This is a genomic window from bacterium 336/3 (assembly GCA_001281695.1).
In the GTDB taxonomy this organism is placed as follows: domain Bacteria; phylum Bacteroidota; class Bacteroidia; order Cytophagales; family Thermonemataceae; genus Raineya.
Genome location: LJIE01000001.1, coordinates 466,629 through 486,675, shown reverse-complemented (window position 1 = coordinate 486,675; position 20,047 = coordinate 466,629). Strand labels below are relative to the sequence as shown.

20 protein-coding genes are annotated in these 20,047 nt (G+C 31.8%); 10 read left to right on the top strand and 10 right to left on the bottom strand.

Annotated elements, in window-relative coordinates; all coding sequences use genetic code 11:
- The first annotated feature begins 840 nt into the window (after positions 1-840).
- The gene (locus AD998_02330; GenBank protein KOY88016.1) at positions 841-2,115 is read left to right on the top strand and encodes an AAA family ATPase; all 1,275 of its coding nucleotides are present in this window, start codon (positions 841-843) and stop codon (positions 2,113-2,115) included.
- Between the two features lie 2 nt (positions 2,116-2,117).
- On the top strand, positions 2,118-2,930 hold the full coding sequence (locus AD998_02325) for a 4-diphosphocytidyl-2C-methyl-D-erythritol kinase (GenBank protein KOY85143.1): 813 nt from the start codon (positions 2,118-2,120) through the stop codon (positions 2,928-2,930).
- Positions 2,931-2,942: 12 nt separating this feature from the next.
- On the opposite strand, the gene AD998_02320 is transcribed toward AD998_02325, so the two are convergent.
- Both AD998_02320 and AD998_02315 read right to left on the bottom strand, forming a co-directional pair.
- A complete protein-coding gene (locus tag AD998_02320; protein KOY85142.1) occupies positions 2,943-4,181 on the bottom strand; it encodes an MFS transporter in 1,239 nt (412 codons plus the stop codon).
- A gap of 10 nt (positions 4,182-4,191) precedes the next feature.
- Positions 4,192-4,995, bottom strand: a complete 804-nt coding sequence (locus AD998_02315) for an oxidoreductase (GenBank protein KOY85141.1) — start codon at positions 4,993-4,995, stop codon at positions 4,192-4,194.
- A gap of 112 nt (positions 4,996-5,107) precedes the next feature.
- On the opposite strand from AD998_02315, the gene AD998_02310 reads away from it, so the two are divergent.
- The 3 genes from AD998_02310 (at position 5,108) to AD998_02300 (ending at position 9,036) form a co-directional block, all read left to right on the top strand.
- The gene (locus AD998_02310; GenBank protein ID KOY85140.1) at positions 5,108-5,416 is read left to right on the top strand and encodes a hypothetical protein; all 309 of its coding nucleotides are present in this window, start codon (positions 5,108-5,110) and stop codon (positions 5,414-5,416) included.
- 75 nt (positions 5,417-5,491) lie between these two features.
- Complete coding sequence (locus AD998_02305) at positions 5,492-5,818, top strand: hypothetical protein (protein KOY85139.1); 327 nt, start codon at positions 5,492-5,494, stop codon at positions 5,816-5,818.
- A 194-nt stretch (positions 5,819-6,012) separates the two neighbouring features.
- Positions 6,013-9,036 (top strand): hypothetical protein, encoded by a 3,024-nt coding sequence (locus AD998_02300; GenBank protein ID KOY85138.1) that lies wholly within the window; start codon positions 6,013-6,015, stop codon positions 9,034-9,036.
- A gap of 21 nt (positions 9,037-9,057) precedes the next feature.
- On the opposite strand, the gene AD998_02295 is transcribed toward AD998_02300, so the two are convergent.
- On the bottom strand, positions 9,058-9,756 hold the full coding sequence (locus AD998_02295) for a hypothetical protein (GenBank protein ID KOY85137.1): 699 nt from the start codon (positions 9,754-9,756) through the stop codon (positions 9,058-9,060).
- A gap of 215 nt (positions 9,757-9,971) precedes the next feature.
- On the opposite strand from AD998_02295, the gene AD998_02290 reads away from it, so the two are divergent.
- From AD998_02290 to AD998_02275, 4 genes are all read left to right on the top strand, one after another.
- Positions 9,972-10,556: a hypothetical protein gene (locus AD998_02290; GenBank protein ID KOY85136.1), complete on the top strand. Its 585-nt coding sequence runs from the start codon at positions 9,972-9,974 to the stop codon at positions 10,554-10,556.
- 112 nt (positions 10,557-10,668) lie between these two features.
- Positions 10,669-12,051, top strand: coding sequence for a hypothetical protein (locus AD998_02285; GenBank protein KOY85135.1), 1,383 nt, complete (start codon positions 10,669-10,671; stop codon positions 12,049-12,051).
- A gap of 44 nt (positions 12,052-12,095) precedes the next feature.
- Positions 12,096-13,199 carry a hypothetical protein gene (locus AD998_02280; protein ID KOY85134.1) on the top strand — a complete coding sequence of 368 codons (1,104 nt, stop codon included), beginning with the start codon at positions 12,096-12,098 and terminating at the stop codon, positions 13,197-13,199.
- A 31-nt stretch (positions 13,200-13,230) separates the two neighbouring features.
- Positions 13,231-13,800 carry a hypothetical protein gene (locus AD998_02275; GenBank protein KOY85133.1) on the top strand — a complete coding sequence of 190 codons (570 nt, stop codon included), beginning with the start codon at positions 13,231-13,233 and terminating at the stop codon, positions 13,798-13,800.
- A 31-nt stretch (positions 13,801-13,831) separates the two neighbouring features.
- Here the strand turns inward: AD998_02275 and AD998_02270 are convergent, their stop codons facing one another.
- The 5 genes from AD998_02270 to AD998_02250 form a co-directional block, all read right to left on the bottom strand.
- Positions 13,832-15,205 (bottom strand): nuclease PIN, encoded by a 1,374-nt coding sequence (locus tag AD998_02270; protein KOY85132.1) that lies wholly within the window; start codon positions 15,203-15,205, stop codon positions 13,832-13,834.
- Between the two features lie 87 nt (positions 15,206-15,292).
- Positions 15,293-15,622, bottom strand: coding sequence for a cysteine methyltransferase (locus AD998_02265; GenBank protein KOY85131.1), 330 nt, complete (start codon positions 15,620-15,622; stop codon positions 15,293-15,295).
- An 82-nt stretch (positions 15,623-15,704) separates the two neighbouring features.
- Positions 15,705-16,082, bottom strand: a complete 378-nt coding sequence (locus tag AD998_02260; protein KOY88015.1) for a hypothetical protein — start codon at positions 16,080-16,082, stop codon at positions 15,705-15,707.
- Positions 16,083-16,225: 143 nt separating this feature from the next.
- On the bottom strand, positions 16,226-17,068 hold the full coding sequence (locus AD998_02255) for a hypothetical protein (protein ID KOY85130.1): 843 nt from the start codon (positions 17,066-17,068) through the stop codon (positions 16,226-16,228).
- A 1-nt stretch (position 17,069) separates the two neighbouring features.
- The gene (locus AD998_02250) at positions 17,070-17,435 is read right to left on the bottom strand and encodes a hypothetical protein (GenBank protein ID KOY85129.1); all 366 of its coding nucleotides are present in this window, start codon (positions 17,433-17,435) and stop codon (positions 17,070-17,072) included.
- On the opposite strand from AD998_02250, the gene AD998_02245 reads away from it, so the two are divergent.
- Positions 17,430-17,810: a hypothetical protein gene (locus AD998_02245; GenBank protein ID KOY85128.1), complete on the top strand. Its 381-nt coding sequence runs from the start codon at positions 17,430-17,432 to the stop codon at positions 17,808-17,810. The genes AD998_02250 and AD998_02245 overlap by 6 nt on opposite strands.
- Here the strand turns inward: AD998_02245 and AD998_02240 are convergent.
- Both AD998_02240 and AD998_02235 read right to left on the bottom strand, forming a co-directional pair.
- Positions 17,782-18,576, bottom strand: a complete 795-nt coding sequence (locus AD998_02240; protein ID KOY85127.1) for an amidohydrolase — start codon at positions 18,574-18,576, stop codon at positions 17,782-17,784. The genes AD998_02245 and AD998_02240 overlap by 29 nt on opposite strands.
- On the bottom strand, positions 18,569-20,047 hold the full coding sequence (locus AD998_02235) for a long-chain fatty acid--CoA ligase (protein ID KOY85126.1): 1,479 nt from the start codon (positions 20,045-20,047) through the stop codon (positions 18,569-18,571). The genes AD998_02240 and AD998_02235 overlap by 8 nt, the downstream gene beginning before the upstream one ends.

Genomic DNA, 20,047 nt, shown 5'->3' with positions numbered 1-20,047 from the left:
GAGCTTTAGCATTAGGATCAGGGATCTGTGCTTGATAGTTAGGATCAGGGATCTTTCTTTTTCTAGATTCAGGGACATTTCGTGTATCGTTAGGATCAACGATTTGCTTCTGTGGCACAGGATTGGCAATCATTGGTGCAACAAAGGCAGGATCAGGAATTTGTCTTGCACTAGGGTTAGGAATAGAATCCTGATAGATTGGGTCTATTTGATTTTGATTCTCAGGTTTCGAATAATGATTCATAAATTCGAGCCAGTGAATATTTGCAATTTCAGTTTGATCCATATAGAATGACTGAACACTTACTGTTCTCTCTCTATTGTCACGTGTATAAAGAATATCTTCCTCACCTGAACCCATTACAAAGCGTCCACCTTCAATAAATATCAAGTTGGGAGCGTCTTTTTGTCCAAAATACTCTTTAACTGCTAAAGAAGTATAAGACCCTGAGTCCTGACTATTGTAGTCTATACCTGTGACTTGGCTTATCATTCCTTTTTTATGAACAGTATTACTATACTGAGTCTGGAAATTAAACCCTTCTTGTTTGTCTTTCTTTTTAAACAGACTGCAAGAACTGATACTTCCTGCTACAACACCTGCATAAAGCAAAGCCTTAACACTTTGATTCATAATCATATACGTTTAAACACCATTTCTGAATATACCAAAACTACAACACTAATTGTACCAAAGTTTGCATTTTTTTTTCAGTCTGCAAAAAAAATTAAACTTTTTTTTAATTAGTTTGGTTTAATGTTGTCAAAAAATCCGACATTTTGTCATATTTTTGCAACCATTTTATTATTTTTGAGGTTGTAAAGGTAAATATTTTTTTGATGAAAAACAACTTAGATATACAAACTGTCAAGCAAAGATTTGGCATCATTGGTAACTCTCCTCTTCTTAACCAAGCTCTTGAAAGAGCTATCCAAGTAGCTGCTACAGATATCAATGTTTTGATTACAGGAGAGAGTGGTGTTGGGAAAGAATCTTTTTCTAAAGTAATACATCAGCTTAGTGCTCGAAAACATAATAATTTTACAGCTGTAAATTGTGGTGCTATTCCTGAAGGAACAATAGACTCTGAACTTTTTGGACATGAAAAAGGCTCATTTACAGGAGCTATCGAAGCAAGAAAAGGTTTTTTTGAAGTCAATAATGGTGGTACTATTTTTTTAGATGAGATTGGAGAAATGCCCTTAAGTACACAAGCAAGACTTTTAAGAGTACTTGAAAATGGGGAGTTTATAAAAGTAGGATCATCCAAAGTTCAAAAAACAGATGTCAGGATTGTAGCTGCTACCAATGTAAATTTAGAAGAGGCTATCCGAAAAGTGAAATTTAGAGAAGATTTATATTATAGATTGAGTACTGTTCCTATTTATGTACCAAGTTTACGAGAGAGAGGTCAAGATATGTTGCTCTTATTCAGGAAGTTTGCAACCGATTTTGCTGAAAAATATAAAACTAAACCCATAGAACTTACAGATGAAGCCAAAAATATAATTTTAGATTACAGATTCCCTGGAAATATTCGTCAGTTAAAAAATCTGATTTATGACATGGCTATTACATCTAATAATCTTATCATTTCTAAAGAAGTTTTGCAAAAATATTTACCTAAAGCTACTCAAAACAATTTACCTGTATTGTTAGAGCATCATCAAGAAGGAACTAACCAGAATTTTTCTGATCGAGAACTTTTATACAAAGTACTTTTTGATATGAGAAAAGATGTAACAGAGCTAAAAAAGCTTGTTTTTCAACTGCTTACATCTAATGTAGCTGGAGCAGATGTATTACAACAACATCAAGATTTGTTTCAAGATATACAGACGATGAAACCTACAATTGTAGATAATAATAGACAAACTGCTATTGTACCTATCAACGATAATATCATTCAAATACCGAATGAACATGAAACAATAGAGGATATTAGTCACGAAACAGAAGAAGAATCTTTATCTTTAGAAAGAAAAGAAAAAGAAATGATTGTAAAGGCTCTCAAACAACATAATGGTAAACGCAAATATGCTGCTGAAGATTTGGGTATTTCTGAACGAACTTTATACAGAAAAATTAAACGCTATAATCTAGAATCTGTATAAGTATGCTTAGTTTTCCTCATGCCAAAATCAATATTGGTTTATATATTACTGAAAAACGCAATGATGGTTTCCATAATTTGGAGTCTTGCTTTTATCCTGTTGGCTGGAGTGATGTTTTAGAAGTACTTCCATCTGAAAACAACTATTTGAAAATTAGCGGATTACAAGTAGATGGAGATACTTCTGAAAATTTGTGTATGAAAGCCCTAAATTTATTATCTAGAGATCATTTCATTCCTGCTACATCCATGTTTTTACACAAAGTAATTCCAATGGGTGCAGGTTTAGGTGGTGGCTCTGCTGATGCAGCTTTTACCATCAAACTTATCAATCAGCTTTATAATCTTGGCCTTGAAACCTCTCAAATGCAAGAATATGCTCGTTTATTGGGTAGTGATTGTGCTTTTTTTATAGAAAGTAAACCTCTATACTGTTATGAAAAAGGGGATAAATTCAAAGATATAAAGTTAGATTTGAAAGGAAAATATTTAGTTTTAGTATATCCGAATATTCATATTTCTACAAAAGAAGCTTATTCAGGTGTTAAACCACAACCTTTAAGTTTTGATTTAAAAAACTTTTTAGAAACAAATCCTTTGAACAAATGGAAAAATATCATCAAAAATGATTTCGAGACTCATTTGTTTGAAAAATATCCTAAACTAAGTGAAATAAAAGAATACTTATACAAGCAAGGAGCTATATATGCTTCTATGTCTGGATCAGGTTCAACAATTTATGGAATATTTGAAGAAAAGCCTTCCAGTCTTAAATTTGAAGAAAACTATACGATTTGGCAAGAAACTCTCAAATAGAGAGTTTCTTTTTTATGATTCTTGAAAGTTTAAATCTTTTCCAAAAGTTTCTTCTAGTTGTGTTACAGCCCATATAGCCAATATAAATACAACTGCTCCTACCCACATCGCACTTTCAATTTTCCCTAAAGGTTCTTTTAATAGATTATAACAAATATCTACGAGTACAAATGAGCCTCTTACAAAATTAGGTACTGTTGTAGTAACAGTAGCTCTTAAATTTGTACCAAAATGCTCAGAAACAGAGGTAATAGAAATTACCCAATAACCTGAAAACATTCCTAAGACAAAACACAATCCATAAAATACTTCTAAACTTAAATGAGAGCTTGTTAAATAAATTATACTCATTATAGCTCCCAAAGAAATAAAACCATATTGTACTTTTTTACGTGAGCGTGTCCATTGGCTAATAATACCACTTGCCATATCTCCTACACTCAAACCTGCATAAGCAAACAAAATAGCAACAGCAGGTTTAGGAATTTCAGGCATTTGGAGAGCCTGTCCAAACTCTTTACAAAATGTAACCAAGAGCCCTATCACATACCAGACAGGAATTGTACATAATATAGAGCATAAATAGGTTTTTAAGCGTTTGGAATTTGTAAGAATCATTGAAAAATTACCAAGTTTTACACCTTCTTGTTTAGCCTTTCCAAACAATCCTGATTCTGCTACTCCCACACGAAGCAGTAGCAGAGCTACTCCCATTCCTCCTCCTATCCAATAAGCTGGCCTCCATCCAAATTCTTGACTCAATACAGATGCAAAAACAGCTCCCAAAAGCCCCACAGAAGCAACAATGGTTACACCATAACCACGTTTTTCTTTACTCATAATTTCATTGACAAGTGTAATACCAGCTCCCAATTCTCCTGCTAAACCTATTCCAGCTATAAATCTCAAGACAACATACTGTTCAATATTTTGAACAAAGCCATTGGCAATATTGGCTAATGAATAAGTAATGATAGAGCCAAATAAAACTGACAAACGCCCTTTTTTATCACCCAATGTTCCCCACAAAAGTCCACCCAATAAAAGCCCTATCATTTGGGTATTAATGAGTAAATGTCCATAGTTTTCTATGTCTTTGTCAGAAGTATAACCTAAACTTTTTAAACTATCTATTCGGATAATACTAAATAATAACAAATCATAAATATCTACAAAGTAGCCTAAAGCAGCTACCATAACAGTAATCCAGATTTTCTTAGAAGAAGGTTGTGATGTTGATAATGATTGCATGTTTATATTTTTATTGAACTATTAATTGATCCCCTAATTTAATTTTACCCAATCCATGATGGATGATATTCTGCCCAAAAAGTATTTTATTATTTTGTTTTCTGTATTGATTTAGAGTTACTAAAGGCTCTTTACCTTTTTCACCTGTTTCTTGATTGATAGTGGTAACAACACATCTTGCACAAGGTTTTGCACAAGTAAAAAGAATATTAGTAATTGAAAAGTCTTTCCAAGTATCTTCGATAAAAGCTTCTCCTCCAGTAAATACTATGTTAGGTCTGAAACGATTCATAGGAATAGATTCACTTGTTTTCTTATTCAAATCATTCAATGAACTCTGCCCAATCAATAAAAATGGGTATCCATCTGAAAAGCTCGTTAATTCACCTTCTTTAGCATATTTGGTATCTATCAGTCTATGAGAGTTATCAGCCATATATACTAGTTTCACTTCTTGTTTGAGCAAATCAGAGAAAAAGGTATTGATATTTTCTGAAACTGTATTTGCCTGACAGGTATCATCCCAAATTACTACATCCTGATTTTCAGAGTTATATTCAAAAGGTATAAAAATCTTTTGAGAAGGATATTTTTTATGATACACTTCCAAACCATTTGACTTTATAACAGGTTGAAAAAAACAAAGTTCTACATATTCTCTTTGGCTCAAAAATCGCCCATTGTTATCTATGAGCATCCATCTTCTATCATATTGAAATCCTCTATCTGTAATTTCAGCCTCTTGGATTTCAATTCCTGCAAAAGATTTGATAGGATAAATATATAATTCACTAATATGGTATTCTCCTTTCATATATAAAATTAAGACTTTCGTAAAAATAAGAAGCGTTTTGATAAAATGACAAAACTACAATCAAAATCTTTCTTATACTTTTGAAACATAAAACAATAATAAAAAACTTTACATGCTTTTTAAAACATTATCCATATTGCTTTTTACAATAGCCATAACACTGAAGGCTTCAGAGCAATGGAGATGTATATCTCAAGAAGAGACAAAAATTGATTTTACTTTAAAAAATGATTTAGCTGTGAGGGTTGTGGTAGCAACAGAAAAATCTACAACAGCTTTAGAAAGTAGTGCTGTATATAGATTTGAGAAAAATGTTGGAGAAAAAATTTTTTTAATCAGAAAGAATGAACCCCAAAAGCTTCTCATCATTGTTCAGAAGAATCACAAAGGAAAAAATTTCAATATTTCGCAGTTACTTTAAATTTCTAGTTAAATAAAAATTGAACATTTAAAATCTTTTTAAACAAAAATTGAACATTTAAAATCTTAAAAAATCATGAAAAAATTAATTCTTGGCTCAGCATTAGTATTTGGTATTGTGGCAATGAGTGCCTTTAAGTCTAAACAAGCAGATGCAACAATAACTGTAACCAAAAAACCAAATGGTGAAGTTTGTTTCAAAGTGAAAAATGATACAGGAGGTTCTATAACGTTACATACTGGTTCAGGTACTGCACCTATGAATAGTGGTGTTCAAAAAGAATTCTGTATTCAAGAAGGTAAAAAATTAACAGTTGCAGAAAAAGGGCAGCCAGGCAAATTATTGGTTAAAGTAGATGGTAGCATAGCTGGTAAAACTTTCAAATTATCAGAACTTATGTAGTTTTAAGTTAAATAGGTAGTTTTTATAAAAGGTTTGATACTTATCAAACCTTTTATTTTTTTATTACTCTTTCTTTTTGCAAAATATTATTCAGTTTTTTAAGTGAGTTACAAACTAACATTTGCCATACAATATTTTTCCACTTATATTTAACGCAAGTTTTACAGCCTAAAACACTTAAGCTATATTTTTATATGAGTGAAAAAGTATTAAGAGCCATCATTCAATTGCTTGCTGCATCTGCTCAAGTAGATGGTGTAAATGAAAATGAACGTTTGCTTATTCAAAAATTCTTAGAAGATAATTTTGGGGAAGAATATATAGAAAAATATTTAGAATTATTTGACAAATATGCTTCTCAAAACGTAGACGTAGTTAATATCTGTAAAAATCTAAACGAAGAACTCACACGAACTCAGAAGGTTATTGTTATCACAAATATCTTAGAAATGAACATTTCTGATGGTATTGCTTCTGAAAAAGAACAAACTTTAGTAAAGAAAATTGCAGAAATTTTCCACTTAGATCCTGTTGAGTATGAAACAATCCGAAAATTTGTCTTAGAAAGCTTTTCTGAAGATAATATTCATCAAAATATAGTTTGGATTGATGGCATCCCTAAAACAGATATTGATTATAAGCATGTTTATAGAGATAAATTAGATGGAGCTATAGGCATTTTGCGTATTCCAAGTATGGAAATGTACTTATTGAGGTATGCAGGAAGTAGCAATATTTATCTGAATAGTGTAGGTATCAAAGACCGTCATGTTTATACATTTCCAGTTGGTAGTAGTATCCGTTCCGATAAATTTGACCCTGTATATTATAGTGATGTAGTTGGCTTATTTTTAAATGAAAATAGGAATCAAGTCATTTCCTTTGAGGCATTAGATATTTGGTATTATTTTCCCAATCATAAAGTAGGGCTTAGAAATGTAAATATTGCTGAAGAATCGGGCAAATTAATAGGTTTGATGGGAGCAAGTGGTTCAGGAAAATCTACTTTACTCAATGTTTTAAATGGAAATCTAAAACCTACCAAAGGACAAGTTCTCATTAATGGGATAGATATTCATAAAGATAATGAAAGTATTTCAGGGGTTATTGGCTATGTACCTCAAGATGACCTACTTATAGATGAATTAACCGTTTACCAAAACCTTTATTATGCTGCCAAGCTTAGTTTTAGCAAGGCTTCTGAAGATGAAATTGATGCTTTGGTTCAAAAAACATTACACAGTTTAGGGATTCATGAAATTCAAGATTTAAAAGTTGGCAACCCTCTTCAGAAAACGATTAGTGGCGGACAACGAAAAAGAGTAAATATTGGATTAGAACTTCTTCGAGAGCCTTATGTACTATTTGTAGATGAACCTACTTCTGGACTTTCTTCAAGGGATTCTGAAAATATCATGGATTTACTTAAAGAGCTTTCTTTAAAGGGAAAACTTATTTTTGTAGTAATTCATCAACCTTCTTCAGATATTTTTAAGATGTTTGATAAATTACTTATTTTAGATGTAGGTGGTTATCCTATTTATTATGGAAACCCTATTGAAGCCATTACCTATTTCAAAAGTATTGCAGGTTTTGTAGATAAAGACCAGAATGTTTGTGTGGAGTGTGGAAATGTTAATCCTGAACAGATTTTTAATATTATTGAAACTAAAATGGTAAACGAATATGGAACATTTACCAATCAAAGAAAAATAACACCACGAAAGTGGAACGAATATTTTGAAAAACTTATCAATCCTCCTCAAACAAACACACATCAAGAACAACCTGTTACTCATCTGAAAATTCCACCTAGAATCAAACAGGTTGGTATTTTCTTGACAAGAGATATTCTTTCAAAATTGAGTAACACTCAATACATGACTATCAATCTATTAGAAGCACCTCTTTTAGCAATTATCTTGGCTTATATTGTTCGCTTTTACCAAAGTAGTGATGGTGGTTATGTTTTTGCCAAAAACAACAATTTACCTGCATACATTTTTATGTCTGTAATAGTTTCTTTGTTTATTGGCTTGTCTGTCAGTGCAGAAGAAATTATCAAAGATGCTAAAATGCTTAAAAGAGAAGCATTTTTACATTTGAGTAGAGGCAGTTATTTACTTGCAAAAGTTATTTTGTTGTTTGCTTTTTCTGCAGTACAAACCTTGAGTTTTGTTTTAATTGGTAATTGGATTTTGGGCGTAGAGGGCATGAATACATCTTATTGGCTTGTATTATTTGCTACTACTTGTTTTGCCAATATGTTGGGCTTAAATATTTCTGCAACATTCAATTCTGTTGTTACCATTTACATTCTTATTCCTTTGCTTTTAATACCTCAATTACTTTTAGGTGGTATTGTAGTTCGATTCAACGAAATTAATCCAAATCTTTCTTCGGACAAAAAAGTACCTTTGTTAGCGGAAAGTATGGCTGCTCGTTGGGCTTTCGAAGCATTAATGGTAGCACAATTCAAATACAATGAATATCAAAAGCATTTTTATGATTATGACCAAAAAATGTCTCAGGCAGAGTTTCATAAATCTTTGTATATTCCTGAATTAGAAACAAAATTGGATGATTGTTTAAATAGCCACAAAATAGATTCTCTTAGAGAACAAGTAAAACAAGATTTGCTTATTTTGAAAAACGAACTTGTACTTCAAAATGAAATTACACCTTATCAGTTTACACAATTTGATAAGTTTGTACATAATCAGTTTAATTTAGATTTGTATAATAATCTGAAGAAACATCTTCAAGTTTTAAAGAAGCATTATATTAAAATTTATAATGAAAATAGCCAAGCAAAAGACCAAGTAATAGGAAGTCTTACAAAAACATCAGTAGAAAGAAAAGAGTTTTTAGATTTAAAAAATAGGTACCACAATGAAGCCATTGAACGTCTTGTAACAGCAACAGAAACTCCTGAGCGTATCGTTGAAACAAGCTCAAATCTTATTCAGAAAGTATACCCTATTTTTAAAAATCCAGAGAAAAGTACTGCTTTAGATTTCAGAACTCATTTTTTTGCCCCCAAAAAGCGTTTAGGAGGAATGCTTTATGATACTTTAGGCTTCAATATTCTTATAATTTGGTTGATGAGTGCTTTTTTATATGTTACATTATATTTTAATGCTCTTAGAAGACTCATTGAAGGGATTGGAAACCTATATGTTAGAATATTTCATTCTAAGAAAAATTTAGTCAATTAGTATTCATATGCTTCATATAATTTAAGCGTATGAAGCATATTTTTCTTCATTGTAAACTTCTTGGAGGTATGCCGATTCAAATATATGAAAACCTTCTCTCTTTTCTTTTGTAAGTTCATACATAGCAATAGCTACCACTTTAGCCTCTATGGGTTTATATTTTTTTAATCCACCTACCATCATAAATTCTAAACCTTTGGCTACAGCCTTACCTATTTCTTCGCCCAAACGAAATTCTTGACGTTCCCCAAGCAACAATGAAGGGCGTATAATATTACAACATTTAAATTGAAGATGTTCAATTGTTTCTTCTACTTCACCTTTTACTCTATTATAGTAAAAAGTAGAATTTTTACATGCACCCATTGCTGTAACAATGGTAAATGAAGATGCTCCATTAAATTTTGCAATTTTTGCAATCTCGGTGGGATATATATAATCTACTAAGTAGAATTTCTCTTTACTTTTTGCCTTTTTTATAGTCGTACCTAAACAACAATAAATATCTGTGGCTTTGATAAGGTGGGCATATGCATCAAGATTATCAAAATCTATAATGTGTTGTGTTAGTTTGGGGTGTATAACATTTACTTTTTGTCTCGAAACTACAATAACTTCTTCATAGTAGTCATCATTAATCATCTGAAAAAGCAATTCGGAACCTACCAAACCAGTAGAGCCTATCAACAAAGCTGTTTTTTTACAATAGGGATTATTCATTAACACTTGTTCAATTTTTCAAAAAACACAGCAAATCTACAATCTTTCTTATATATAACCTATATTTTATTTTTAAAACATTTACTTTTACGCCTAGATGGCAAATAAACCACTGTTTATCAAGCAAATAATTATTTTCTTTAGATTTTTCATAAAATTTTACTTACTTTGGCATCATTCCTGATTATATTTGTTTAAACTAAATTTATATTTTTATGAAGAAGTCATTTATCTATTTATTAGCTGTTACATTTTTAGCTACTGCTACAATTTCTTGTAAAAAGAAAGACAAAGTAAAATTGCCTGAAGGCGAAAAAGAAGTAGTTGTACCATGCTCTGGCCCTGAGTTTTTCACTGATAAAAAAACTTTCCGTGCTAATGCAATGGGAGAAAGTCAAGACCAAATGGTTGCGAAGCGTAAAGCATTGAGCAATACTCGTGATGAACTTGCTCGTAGCATTAATACCAAAGTGAAGGCTGTTACTGATAACTATGTAAACTCTCGTGAGTTTAACAACAAAGAAGAAGTTGAAGAGCGTTATGAAAACTTAACTCGTGAAGTAGTTGACCAAGAGCTTGCTGGAACTAAAACAATTTGTGAGAAATTAGTAAAAACTCAACAAGGTACTTATAAGTATTACATTGCATTAGAATTGACAACTGACGATTTGTTGGAGTCTTATAACAAAAGAATGCAGAAGTTAACTAATGATGAACGTATCAAAATTGATTATGATTATGAGAAGTTCAAAAAGACTTTCGAAGCTGAAATGGATAAACTAAGCAACGGAGGAAGATAATCTGTATGAGTAGTTTCTAAAATTAAAGCCTTTTCAAAATTTATTTGAAAAGGCTTTAATTTTTTTATTGGATTTTCTATATATTTGAGTTTTACTCCGCAAGACAGAGTATATGTTACAGAGATACAGCAAGTTAATAAAAATAAGTTACTCTATTGGTGATTTAATCGCACTCAATTTAGCATTTTTAATAGCCTATTGGTTACGTTTTAAAACTTTTTCTGGTATAGACCAAGTTCCCTATTGGTATGTAGGAATATATTATAACGCTATTTGGATAGTTATTTCTGTCTTATCTAAAACTTATCAGATATCTCGTTTAGATGATTATTTGACAACTGCTCGTAAAAATTTACGAGCAGTTGCTTGGCATTTTGCTTTGGTAACTATCTTTTTAGTTCTACTCCAAGTCCAAGATTACTCTCGATTCCATTTACTTGCTTCTTATGGATCTTTTAGTTTGCTTGTCTTAGCATGGAGAGTCCTTATTATTTGGATGTTAAGGATTTACAGGCGTTCAGGCTATAATCAAATTAAGATTGTAATAGTAGGTTATGGAAAAGCTGGATTAGATTTATATAATTTTGTAATGAAAAACCCTGACAGAGGGTACCAATTCATGGGTTTTTTTGATGATAAGTTCAGTGATAACTCTCTTATTAAAGGAGCTTTGCCAGATTTAGAAAGGTATGTTTTAGAAAATGAAGTTGGTGAAATTTTTTGCTCTTTAGATAGAGTAAATAGGGAGCAACTTAAAAAAATCACTACAATAGCAGATAATCATTTGAAAAGAATTAAGTTATTACCTAATTTAAAAGATTTTACTGCAGCTGAAGTTGCTGTCGAACAGTATGGCTCTATTCCTGTTGTTCTTTCAAGAACAGAACCTCTTAATGATGCAATCAATCAAATTCTAAAACGAAGTTTTGACATATTTTTTTCAATTTCAGTAATTTTATTGGTTTTTACATGGCTTTTTCCTATCTTAGCTTTGATTATAAAGCTGACCTCAAGAGGTCCTATATTTTTTAAGCAGAAACGAGCAGGAAAAGATAACAAAGTATTTTGGGTTTATAAATTCCGAACCATGACCTATAAAAAGAATGCAGGATTTATACAAGCTACCCAAAACGATAATAGAATAACTAAGTTTGGACGATTTTTGAGAAAAACGAGTATTGATGAGTTACCACAATTTTTCAATGTTTTGTTAGGAGACATGACTGTAGTGGGTCCAAGACCTCATCCTCTTGAACTCAATGAAACCTTCAAACATATTGTAGAAAAGTATACTGTAAGGCATTTAGTAAAACCTGGAGTAACAGGCTTAGCACAAGTGAAAGGCTATCGAGGAGAAACAAAAGATGTTCGCTCTATGATTAATCGTGTAAAAATGGATGTTTTTTATATAGAAAATTGGTCTTTTTGGTTAGATATCAAAATTGTGTTTTGGACTGTCCAGAGTATGCTGAAAGGTGATAAGAATGCATTTTAATATTATGAAAAACAGGTAAGCAAAAGCTTATCGTAAAAGGTGTTATGATGATTTATATTTTGGTTGCCACATTTCTGGTTGCTCTGATAATTGCATGGATAAGCATTCCTGTCATTATTAAAGTTGCCGAACAAAAACATCTTTATGATGAACCTGATGAGGCAAGAAAGTCCCATTTAAGTAAAATCCCCACTCTAGGAGGAATAGCTATTTATGCAGGCACTGTTATCTCTGCAAGTTTTTTTGCACATCAAAGCAGACATTTAGATTTAGGAGCTTTTCTTTCTGCAATGACTATCCTATTTTTTACAGGCATCAAAGATGATATCATTCCTCTTCCTCCCTATAAAAAATTTTTAGCACAGCTTTTAGCTACTTCCATTATTGTTTTTTGGGGTGAAGTTCAACTTAGTAGTTATTATGGTTTTCTCTCTATCTATGAAACCTCGCCCATTTGGCTTAATTTAGCTACTATATTTACTGTCATCGTAATTATCAACGCCTTCAATTTGATAGATGGCGTAAACGGCTTGGCTGGAGGAATCGGATTTATTGTTTTAGCAACTTTTGGGGTATGGTTTTATATGCATCAGGAAGAAAGTTTGGCTATTTGGGCATTTGCTACATGTGGTGCTGTACTTGGTTTTTTAAGATACAATCTACTTGTCAATGCTAAAATTTTTATGGGGGATACTGGTTCTCTGATACTTGGCTTTATTTCTGCTGTATTTGCTATTCAGTTTATAGAAATGAATAAAACAGAATTAAGTTTTTCTGGAGGAAAGGCTCCTATATTTGCTATTGCTGTATTGATAATTCCTTTATTTGATACTATTAGAGTTTTTACTATTAGATTAGCAAATAAACGCTCTCCTTTCTCTGGTGATAGAAACCATCTACACCATCTATTATTAGATGTAGGCTTTAATCACATTCAAACATCATTTATTTTATATGGAATGTGTATAGGATCTATTTTGATAGGTTATTACTTACGTTTTTTACCTGCTTATGGTTACTTAGGAGTTATTATCACTTTTGTACTTGTGTTTACTCAAATAATAATTTTGTTCAAGAAAAAACGGCAAAAAAAAAAGTTATCCAATAATATTGGAGAACTTCAATATAAATTTAGTTCCAATTCCTGATAAAACTCATTAGAATAATATTATTACTTTTATGAAAAAACTTAGTACTTTAATAATCCTATTGTTTTTTACTTTTTCTTGTAGAACTATTAGAGAAGTAAAAAACTTTGCTCAATGTGAATTTAGCACAACTACTATTGATAATATGCGTTTAGCTAATATCAATGTGCAAAATGTATCTGAAATATCTGATATTAACCCCTTAGAGATAGCAGGAATTCTTAAGTCTGTATCACAAAAAACTTTACCTCTCTCTTTTGTCGTAAATATTAATATCAGCAATCCAAATGATAAATTAGCCGCTTTAAATTATTTAGAATGGATTGCAGAAATAGATAATGTTGAAATTGCTAAAGGTATTGTAAAACAAAGATATGAGATACCTTCAGGGACAAGTATCGTAATGCCATTAAATGTAGCTTCTGATTTATATAAATTTTTTTCTCAAAAAGAGAGTAGAGATCTGATTAGCAAGAGCTTAGGTGTTAAAGATGACCAGAACAAACCGAAAAATTTAAAACTTAAGGTAAAACCTTCTATTTCTATTGGAAAAGGCTACGTAAAATACCCAGGGTATATTACTGTCAAACAGAAAATATAAAAAAGAAGGGGAATTTAATTCCCCTTCTTTTTTATACCAATATTAATTTAAATACATAAAATAATAACATTGATAACCCAATAGACACAGGCAATGTTAATAACCAAGCTAATGCAATGCTTTTAACTGTCGATTTCTGAAGATTTTTGACACCATTAGCAGCTATCATACTCCCTGCTACACCAGAAGATAAAATATGGGTTGTACTTACAGGCAAGTGATAAACAAAAGATGAAAATCCAATCGTAATCGTAGCTATTAACTCTGCTGATGCTCCTTGTGCATAAGTCAAGTGTTGTTTACCTATTTTTTCACCTATTGTTACTACTATTCTTTTCCAACCAATCATTGTTCCTAAACCTAAACTTAAAGCTATTGCGATTTTCACCCATAATGGGGCATGCTCTGTAGTTTCTCCTTTAAATTTACTTAAAGTGTCTTTCACTTTAGATTCAACTGATGGCTCTTTTTTATAAATACTTTTAAACTCTTTATCTATTTTTAATATATTTTTTCGTACTTCTTTTAACTCGTCTTTGTTCAATTTTTCTTTTTGAAATATTGTTTTTATGGCAGTTACTTCATCTTTTATTTCTCCAAAAGTATTTGCTGGATAATCACGAGCTATTATTTGTACTTTTTCATCAAATTGATTGATTGCATTTCTATAATCTGTAATGTTTTTCTCAGAATTTAATGTATAATAAGTTGGGAGTGTCATAATAAGAACTAACATCAACAACCCAACACCTTTCTGTCCATCATTAGACCCATGAGCAAAACTTACACCAGAACAAGTGAAAATAAGAATTGCTCGAATCCATGTTGGAGGAGGTGTATCACCATCAGGAGCTTCAAATATTTTTTTATTTTTAACAGAAATTTTCAAAACCCATAATAAAATAGCAGCTAAACTAAGTCCAATTAAGGGTGATAATAACAATGACAACCCAACTTCAGCAGCTTTTCCCCAATTTACCCCACTAATTCCTTTTCCCATATCCAAAGAATAGGCAATTCCCACACCTAAAATAGCTCCAATCAATGTGTGTGAACTCGAAGAAGGTATTCCCAGATACCATGTTCCAAAGTTCCAAATAATTGCAGAAAGAAGTAAAGCCAAAATCATGGACATTCCTAACCAAACATCTCCTAATAAGAGAGCATCAGTTGGAAGCAAGTTAATAATACCCATTGCAACTCCTATTCCTCCAAAGAAAACACCTGCAAAGTTAAATATCCCAGAAAGCACTACAGCCGATTGTGGTTTTAACGATTTTGTATAGATAACTGTTGCAACAGCGTTGGCAGTATCATGAAAACCATTGATGAATTCAAACCCCAAAACAAAAATAACACTAACAAATAACAGAATGATAACAGAAATTTCTAAACCTTCTAACATAGAATCATATTTCGTAAAAACCACGCAAATTTAAAAAAATTAGGACGTGATTTTAGCCATACATAATTTTTTAACAAAAAATTAATATTATAAAGCTAATTCATCGTTAGGATTCCAGAAATGTTTTTGAAAATCTTGGATTTCATCATCTACAATTTTTAGTCCTTCTGCTTCCAAAAGACTTTGCATGGTTTCAGGTGTTTCAAAAAAATGTTTACCTGTTAGTTGTCCATTTCTATTTACAACTCGATGAGCTGGCACATCTTTTTCGGTATGAGCAGCATTCATAGCCCAACCTACCATACGAGCTCCGCCTTTTGTTCCAAGATATTGAGCTATTGCACCATAAGAAGTCACTCGCCCTTCAGGTATGAGTTTTACAACCTCATATACTTCAGCAAAAAAGTTTTTTTCCATTATGTTTTCAGTTTTAGCATAAAAAAAGGTCAGTAAATTTACTGACCTTTTTATTTTTTATAAAGAGAAAAATTACTGGTTTTTATTTAGGTTGTATTGTAGGATTTGCTGAACCACCTTGTTCTTTTGCTACTACTGTACCTTGTAACATTAAAACCACTGGCTCTCCAGCATTAGATGTTACTGTAATACTCTTGTTGAATTGACCTGCTCCTGCTGCATTGTAAGTAGCTGTAATTGTTCCTGTTTTGCCAGGAGCAATAGGCTCTTTTGTATAAGAAGGTGTTGTACAACCACAAGAAGCTTGTACATTTGAAAGAACTAAAGGAGCTTTTCCTGCATTTTTAAATATAAATGTAGTAGTTACTGGTGTACCTTGAGGTATATTACCAAAGTCATGGGTAGTCTTTTCAAACTTAATTTGAGGAGCTGGGGCTACAGAAGCTACTTTTTGAGCCATAGCCGTTCCACTTAGAGCAAAAAGAACTATTAAAAAAATACCAAAAGGGTTTCCAAAAGGAGTACGATTTTTCATTTTATTACAAATTTTAATTTTAACTTTTTTCTTTTATACTGAAAGTTAGCAAAAGGTGTTCCAAATTTCTAAAAATTTCTTTTCTTTTTCCAACGTTTATGAGACCAAAGCCAATTGGCTGGTGTTTTTTGTATTTGAGCCTCTAAAGCTCTAACGTAATTTTCTGTAATTTTGTTATCTGATTTTTCTTGAGGATGATAAATTTCTTCAAAATATAATTCATAATGCCCTCTTTTGAGCCTAGTTGCACCTCCAAACACTACAGGTAATTGAAGTTTTGTCGCTATTTTCTCTGCTCCAGCAAAAAAGGCAGTATCTTGATTTAGAAAATCTGTCCAATGGTCTTTTTCATTTCCTGCTGGACTTTGGTCAGCCAACAAAGCTACAATTCTGGCTTGATTATGATTTTGCAAAACATCTTTTAAAATATTTTGCATCTTAAGAGGCTGACCTCCAAAATGAGTCCTAATTTTGAGCATCAAGTTATCAAAAAACTTACTACTAAGTTCTTGATAAACAAAATGTACTGAGTAAGGTTGTTTTAGACTTGTAATGAGTGAAAGCCATTCCCAATTAAATAAATGAGCTGTAAGCACCAAAACAGTTTTTCCTTCATCCAATCTTTCTTTGAGTATTTCAATATTTCTGACAACAAATCGTTTTTCTAATTCTTTTTTTGAGATACTCAATATTTTTAAAGTTTCAATGAAAACTTCTGCAAGGTGTTTGTAAAAATCTTTTTGAATTATCTTTAACTCTTTGTCTGTTTTATTTGGAAAAGCATTTTTAAGATTTTGCCAAACAACCTCTTTACGATACCCAATCACATAAAAAGCTAAGAAGTACAAAAAATCTGCCATCAGATACAGTATAGACAATGGCAAAATTGATAAAAACTTAAAAATCAACATTTTAATCTTCAGGATAAGGCAAAAACACAAAATTCATAAAATCTTTGTCTACCACAAAAAGGCAACAAAATTCATCTGGATCTTTATAGGCATTTTTGAAGCCTTCCAAATCAGTTATCAATTGTCTTTGTTCAAACTCCCCAGCAAACGAAACAAAACAATGCCAATCTAACTGCACAGCAGTTTTATCTATTAATAAATTACCAATAGCAATATGCTCCTTACAAATTGGAAATATGGGAAATTCGAAACCTCGTGTACGTAACTGATAAGATACTTCTTTAAGTGTATCGGCTACTACTACAAAGTCTTTGGTAAATGTGCCCAAATATTTAGCTTGTTGTTGTAATTCGGGGTCGTTATGCATAATTTATTCGTGAAATTTTTCACTGCAAATATACTTGATTTCCTTTATTTTTCATTAAATTTACTTACATTAATTGCTATCATGGAGTCTGATTTGGTACTTATTAAAAACTCTATTCATTCGTATTGGGATGATGCCTTGCCTGAAGAAAACTTTTCTTGGGAAGATTTAGAAGGAAACTTGAAAAAATTTATAGCTCATTTACTACAAAAATCTCCTGAAAGATTGTTGCAAGCTGCTTATCGTTTAGATTTACCCGAAAAAGATTTCGAAGAAGCTTTTTACAACCAGAATACAAATAGAATTACAGAATTAGTTTTAGAAAGAGAGAAAAAAAGACTTTATTTTAGGAAAAAGTATTCAGACTCTCAGTAATTTTATCAGCATCTAAGTAAATTGGAAATTTTGTTCTAAAATCTTCTAAAGGAGCTTTTTCCAAAACAACACTTGCTATTTTCTCTTCTCCATTTTCTATTTTCACTATTTTATTTCCTTTAAAATCATAAATAGCAGAGTTTCCATCATATTCATTTCCTTTTGCATCTTTACCTACTCTATTTACACCCACACTATATGCCTGATTTTCAATGGCTCTCGCTTGCAACAAAATATCCCAAGCATTGAGACGAGGGTTAGGCCAATTGGCTACATACAAAATCAAATCGTAAGCTAAATTTACATTTCTTGCCCAAACAGGAAAGCGTAAATCGTAGCAAATTAGGGGAAAGATTTTCCAACCTTTTATTTCTTTGATAACTCGTTTGTTTCCTTGAGAATAAACCTCATGCTCCCCTGCCATTCTAAACAAGTGTTTTTTATCATAAAAATCAACTTTTCCGTCAGGCTCTACCCACAAAAGTCTGTTAAAATATTGTTCTTTTTCTTTGATTATACAGCTACCCACCACAACAGCATTTTTCTTTTTGGCTTGTTGTTGAAGCCATTTATAAGTGGTTAAGTTCATAGGCTCCGCCAGAGCAGAGGCATTCATCGTAAAGCCTGTTGTAAACATTTCAGGTAATACAATAAGGTCTGTTGATTGGCTGATTTCTTCTATTTTTTCTTCTAACATTGCCAGATTTGCAGTTGGACTTTCCCAATGCAAATCTGTTTGTATGATAGTTATATGTAAATTATCCATGAAATAGTTTTTTCAGTTCAGGTTTCAATACTTTCCCCATTGCATTTCTAGGCAATTCGGATAGTATTTTTATTTGTGTAGGAATCTTATAATGAGCTATTTGCGTTTTAGCCCAAGTTCTTAAATTTTCAAGGGATAAGTCTTGATTTTCATGTAAAATCAAACATGCAGAAACTTTTTCACCCCATTCTTCATCTGCAATTCCTACTACAGCACAATCTTGAATAGATGGATGTAATCTTAAAACTTCTTCTATCTCAATAGCTGATACTTTATAACCTCCCGTTTTGATGATATCAATAGATGTTCTGCCTAATATTTTAAAATACCCCTCTTCATCTTGTATAGCTGTATCTCCAGTTTTAAACCAGCCATCTTCTGTAAAACTCTCTAAAGTAGCTTGTTTTTTATTCCAATATTCTAGAAAAACATTCTCACCTTTCACTTGTATTTCCCCTATATCACCTTGATTAACAACACTATTTTGTTCGTTTACCAATCTAACATGTACATTGGGTAAAGGTACACCTATAAAACCAGCCTTTCTTTTTTCATGTAAAGGATTAGCAATTGCCATACCTATTTCGCTCATTCCATATCTTTCTAACAAAAAATGTCCACTAATTGCCTCCCAACGCTCCAATATACCTACTGGCAAAGCAGCAGAACCAGAAATCATCAATCTCATTTTTTTGCAAGCATTTGTCATTTTTTGTTGCTCTTCTTTATTTACATTCTCCCATTCTGTTATCAAACGGCTGTAAACTGTAGGAACAGCCATAAAAATGGTAAAATCTTTCTTTTGCCACCAACTCCAAACTTTATCAGCTTCAAATTTTGGTAAAAAATGTACTTCTGCCCCAACATATAAAGCACAACATAAGGCGTTTATAATTCCATGGATATGATGTAGTGGCAAAATATGTAAAATTTTATCATTTGCTTTCCACTCCCATGCTTCTACAAGCGTTTTGATTTGGCTTTCAATATTTTGATGTGTACTTACAACACCTTTGGGTTTGCCTGTCGTCCCTGATGTGTAGATAATTAATGCTCTTTGCTTTACCTGAATTGTTGGCAAAAGTTGTGTTTCTTGTATTTCAATATTTTTCAGATAAGTTGGTTGTATAACTGCTTCTTTCAGAATATTTTGAAACGATTCTTCTGCAAGTAAAATTTTGCAGTTGGCATCCTCAAGCACATAGTTTATTTCTGAGATAGGGTGTGTATTACACAATGGTACAGCTACTCCACCCGCAAGCCATATTCCCCATTGTACAACCACATATTCTATACTTGGGTTTACCAAAAATGCAATTTTAGTTTCTTTGAGATGATTTGTATTAAGTTTTTCTAATAAGAAATGAGCTATTGTGGTTGCATCACTGTACAATTCTTTATAAGTTACAGAATCAGAGCTATCTGTAATGGCTATTCTATCTTCAATTTCAGTTTTATTATCAAACCACAT

Coding starts and splice junctions, on each gene's coding strand:
- AD998_02265 (KOY85131.1), bottom strand. CDS start 15,622: ATGGAAAAAAACTTTTTTGCTGAAGTATATGAGGTTGTAAAACTCATA.
- AD998_02250 (KOY85129.1), bottom strand. CDS start 17,435: ATGCATAACGACCCCGAATTACAACAACAAGCTAAATATTTGGGCACA.
- AD998_02260 (KOY88015.1), bottom strand. CDS start 16,082: ATGGCTCAAAAAGTAGCTTCTGTAGCCCCAGCTCCTCAAATTAAGTTT.
- AD998_02245 (KOY85128.1), top strand. CDS start 17,430: ATGCATAATTTATTCGTGAAATTTTTCACTGCAAATATACTTGATTTC.
- AD998_02285 (KOY85135.1), top strand. CDS start 10,669: ATGTTACAGAGATACAGCAAGTTAATAAAAATAAGTTACTCTATTGGT.
- AD998_02330 (KOY88016.1), top strand. CDS start 841: ATGAAAAACAACTTAGATATACAAACTGTCAAGCAAAGATTTGGCATC.
- AD998_02270 (KOY85132.1), bottom strand. CDS start 15,205: ATGTTAGAAGGTTTAGAAATTTCTGTTATCATTCTGTTATTTGTTAGT.
- AD998_02320 (KOY85142.1), bottom strand. CDS start 4,181: ATGCAATCATTATCAACATCACAACCTTCTTCTAAGAAAATCTGGATT.
- AD998_02325 (KOY85143.1), top strand. CDS start 2,118: ATGCTTAGTTTTCCTCATGCCAAAATCAATATTGGTTTATATATTACT.
- AD998_02305 (KOY85139.1), top strand. CDS start 5,492: ATGAAAAAATTAATTCTTGGCTCAGCATTAGTATTTGGTATTGTGGCA.
- AD998_02280 (KOY85134.1), top strand. CDS start 12,096: ATGATGATTTATATTTTGGTTGCCACATTTCTGGTTGCTCTGATAATT.
- AD998_02290 (KOY85136.1), top strand. CDS start 9,972: ATGAAGAAGTCATTTATCTATTTATTAGCTGTTACATTTTTAGCTACT.
- AD998_02255 (KOY85130.1), bottom strand. CDS start 17,068: ATGTTGATTTTTAAGTTTTTATCAATTTTGCCATTGTCTATACTGTAT.
- AD998_02240 (KOY85127.1), bottom strand. CDS start 18,576: ATGGATAATTTACATATAACTATCATACAAACAGATTTGCATTGGGAA.
- AD998_02235 (KOY85126.1), bottom strand. CDS start 20,047: ATGTGGTTTGATAATAAAACTGAAATTGAAGATAGAATAGCCATTACA.
- AD998_02295 (KOY85137.1), bottom strand. CDS start 9,756: ATGAATAATCCCTATTGTAAAAAAACAGCTTTGTTGATAGGCTCTACT.
- AD998_02275 (KOY85133.1), top strand. CDS start 13,231: ATGAAAAAACTTAGTACTTTAATAATCCTATTGTTTTTTACTTTTTCT.
- AD998_02310 (KOY85140.1), top strand. CDS start 5,108: ATGCTTTTTAAAACATTATCCATATTGCTTTTTACAATAGCCATAACA.
- AD998_02300 (KOY85138.1), top strand. CDS start 6,013: ATGAGTGAAAAAGTATTAAGAGCCATCATTCAATTGCTTGCTGCATCT.
- AD998_02315 (KOY85141.1), bottom strand. CDS start 4,995: ATGAAAGGAGAATACCATATTAGTGAATTATATATTTATCCTATCAAA.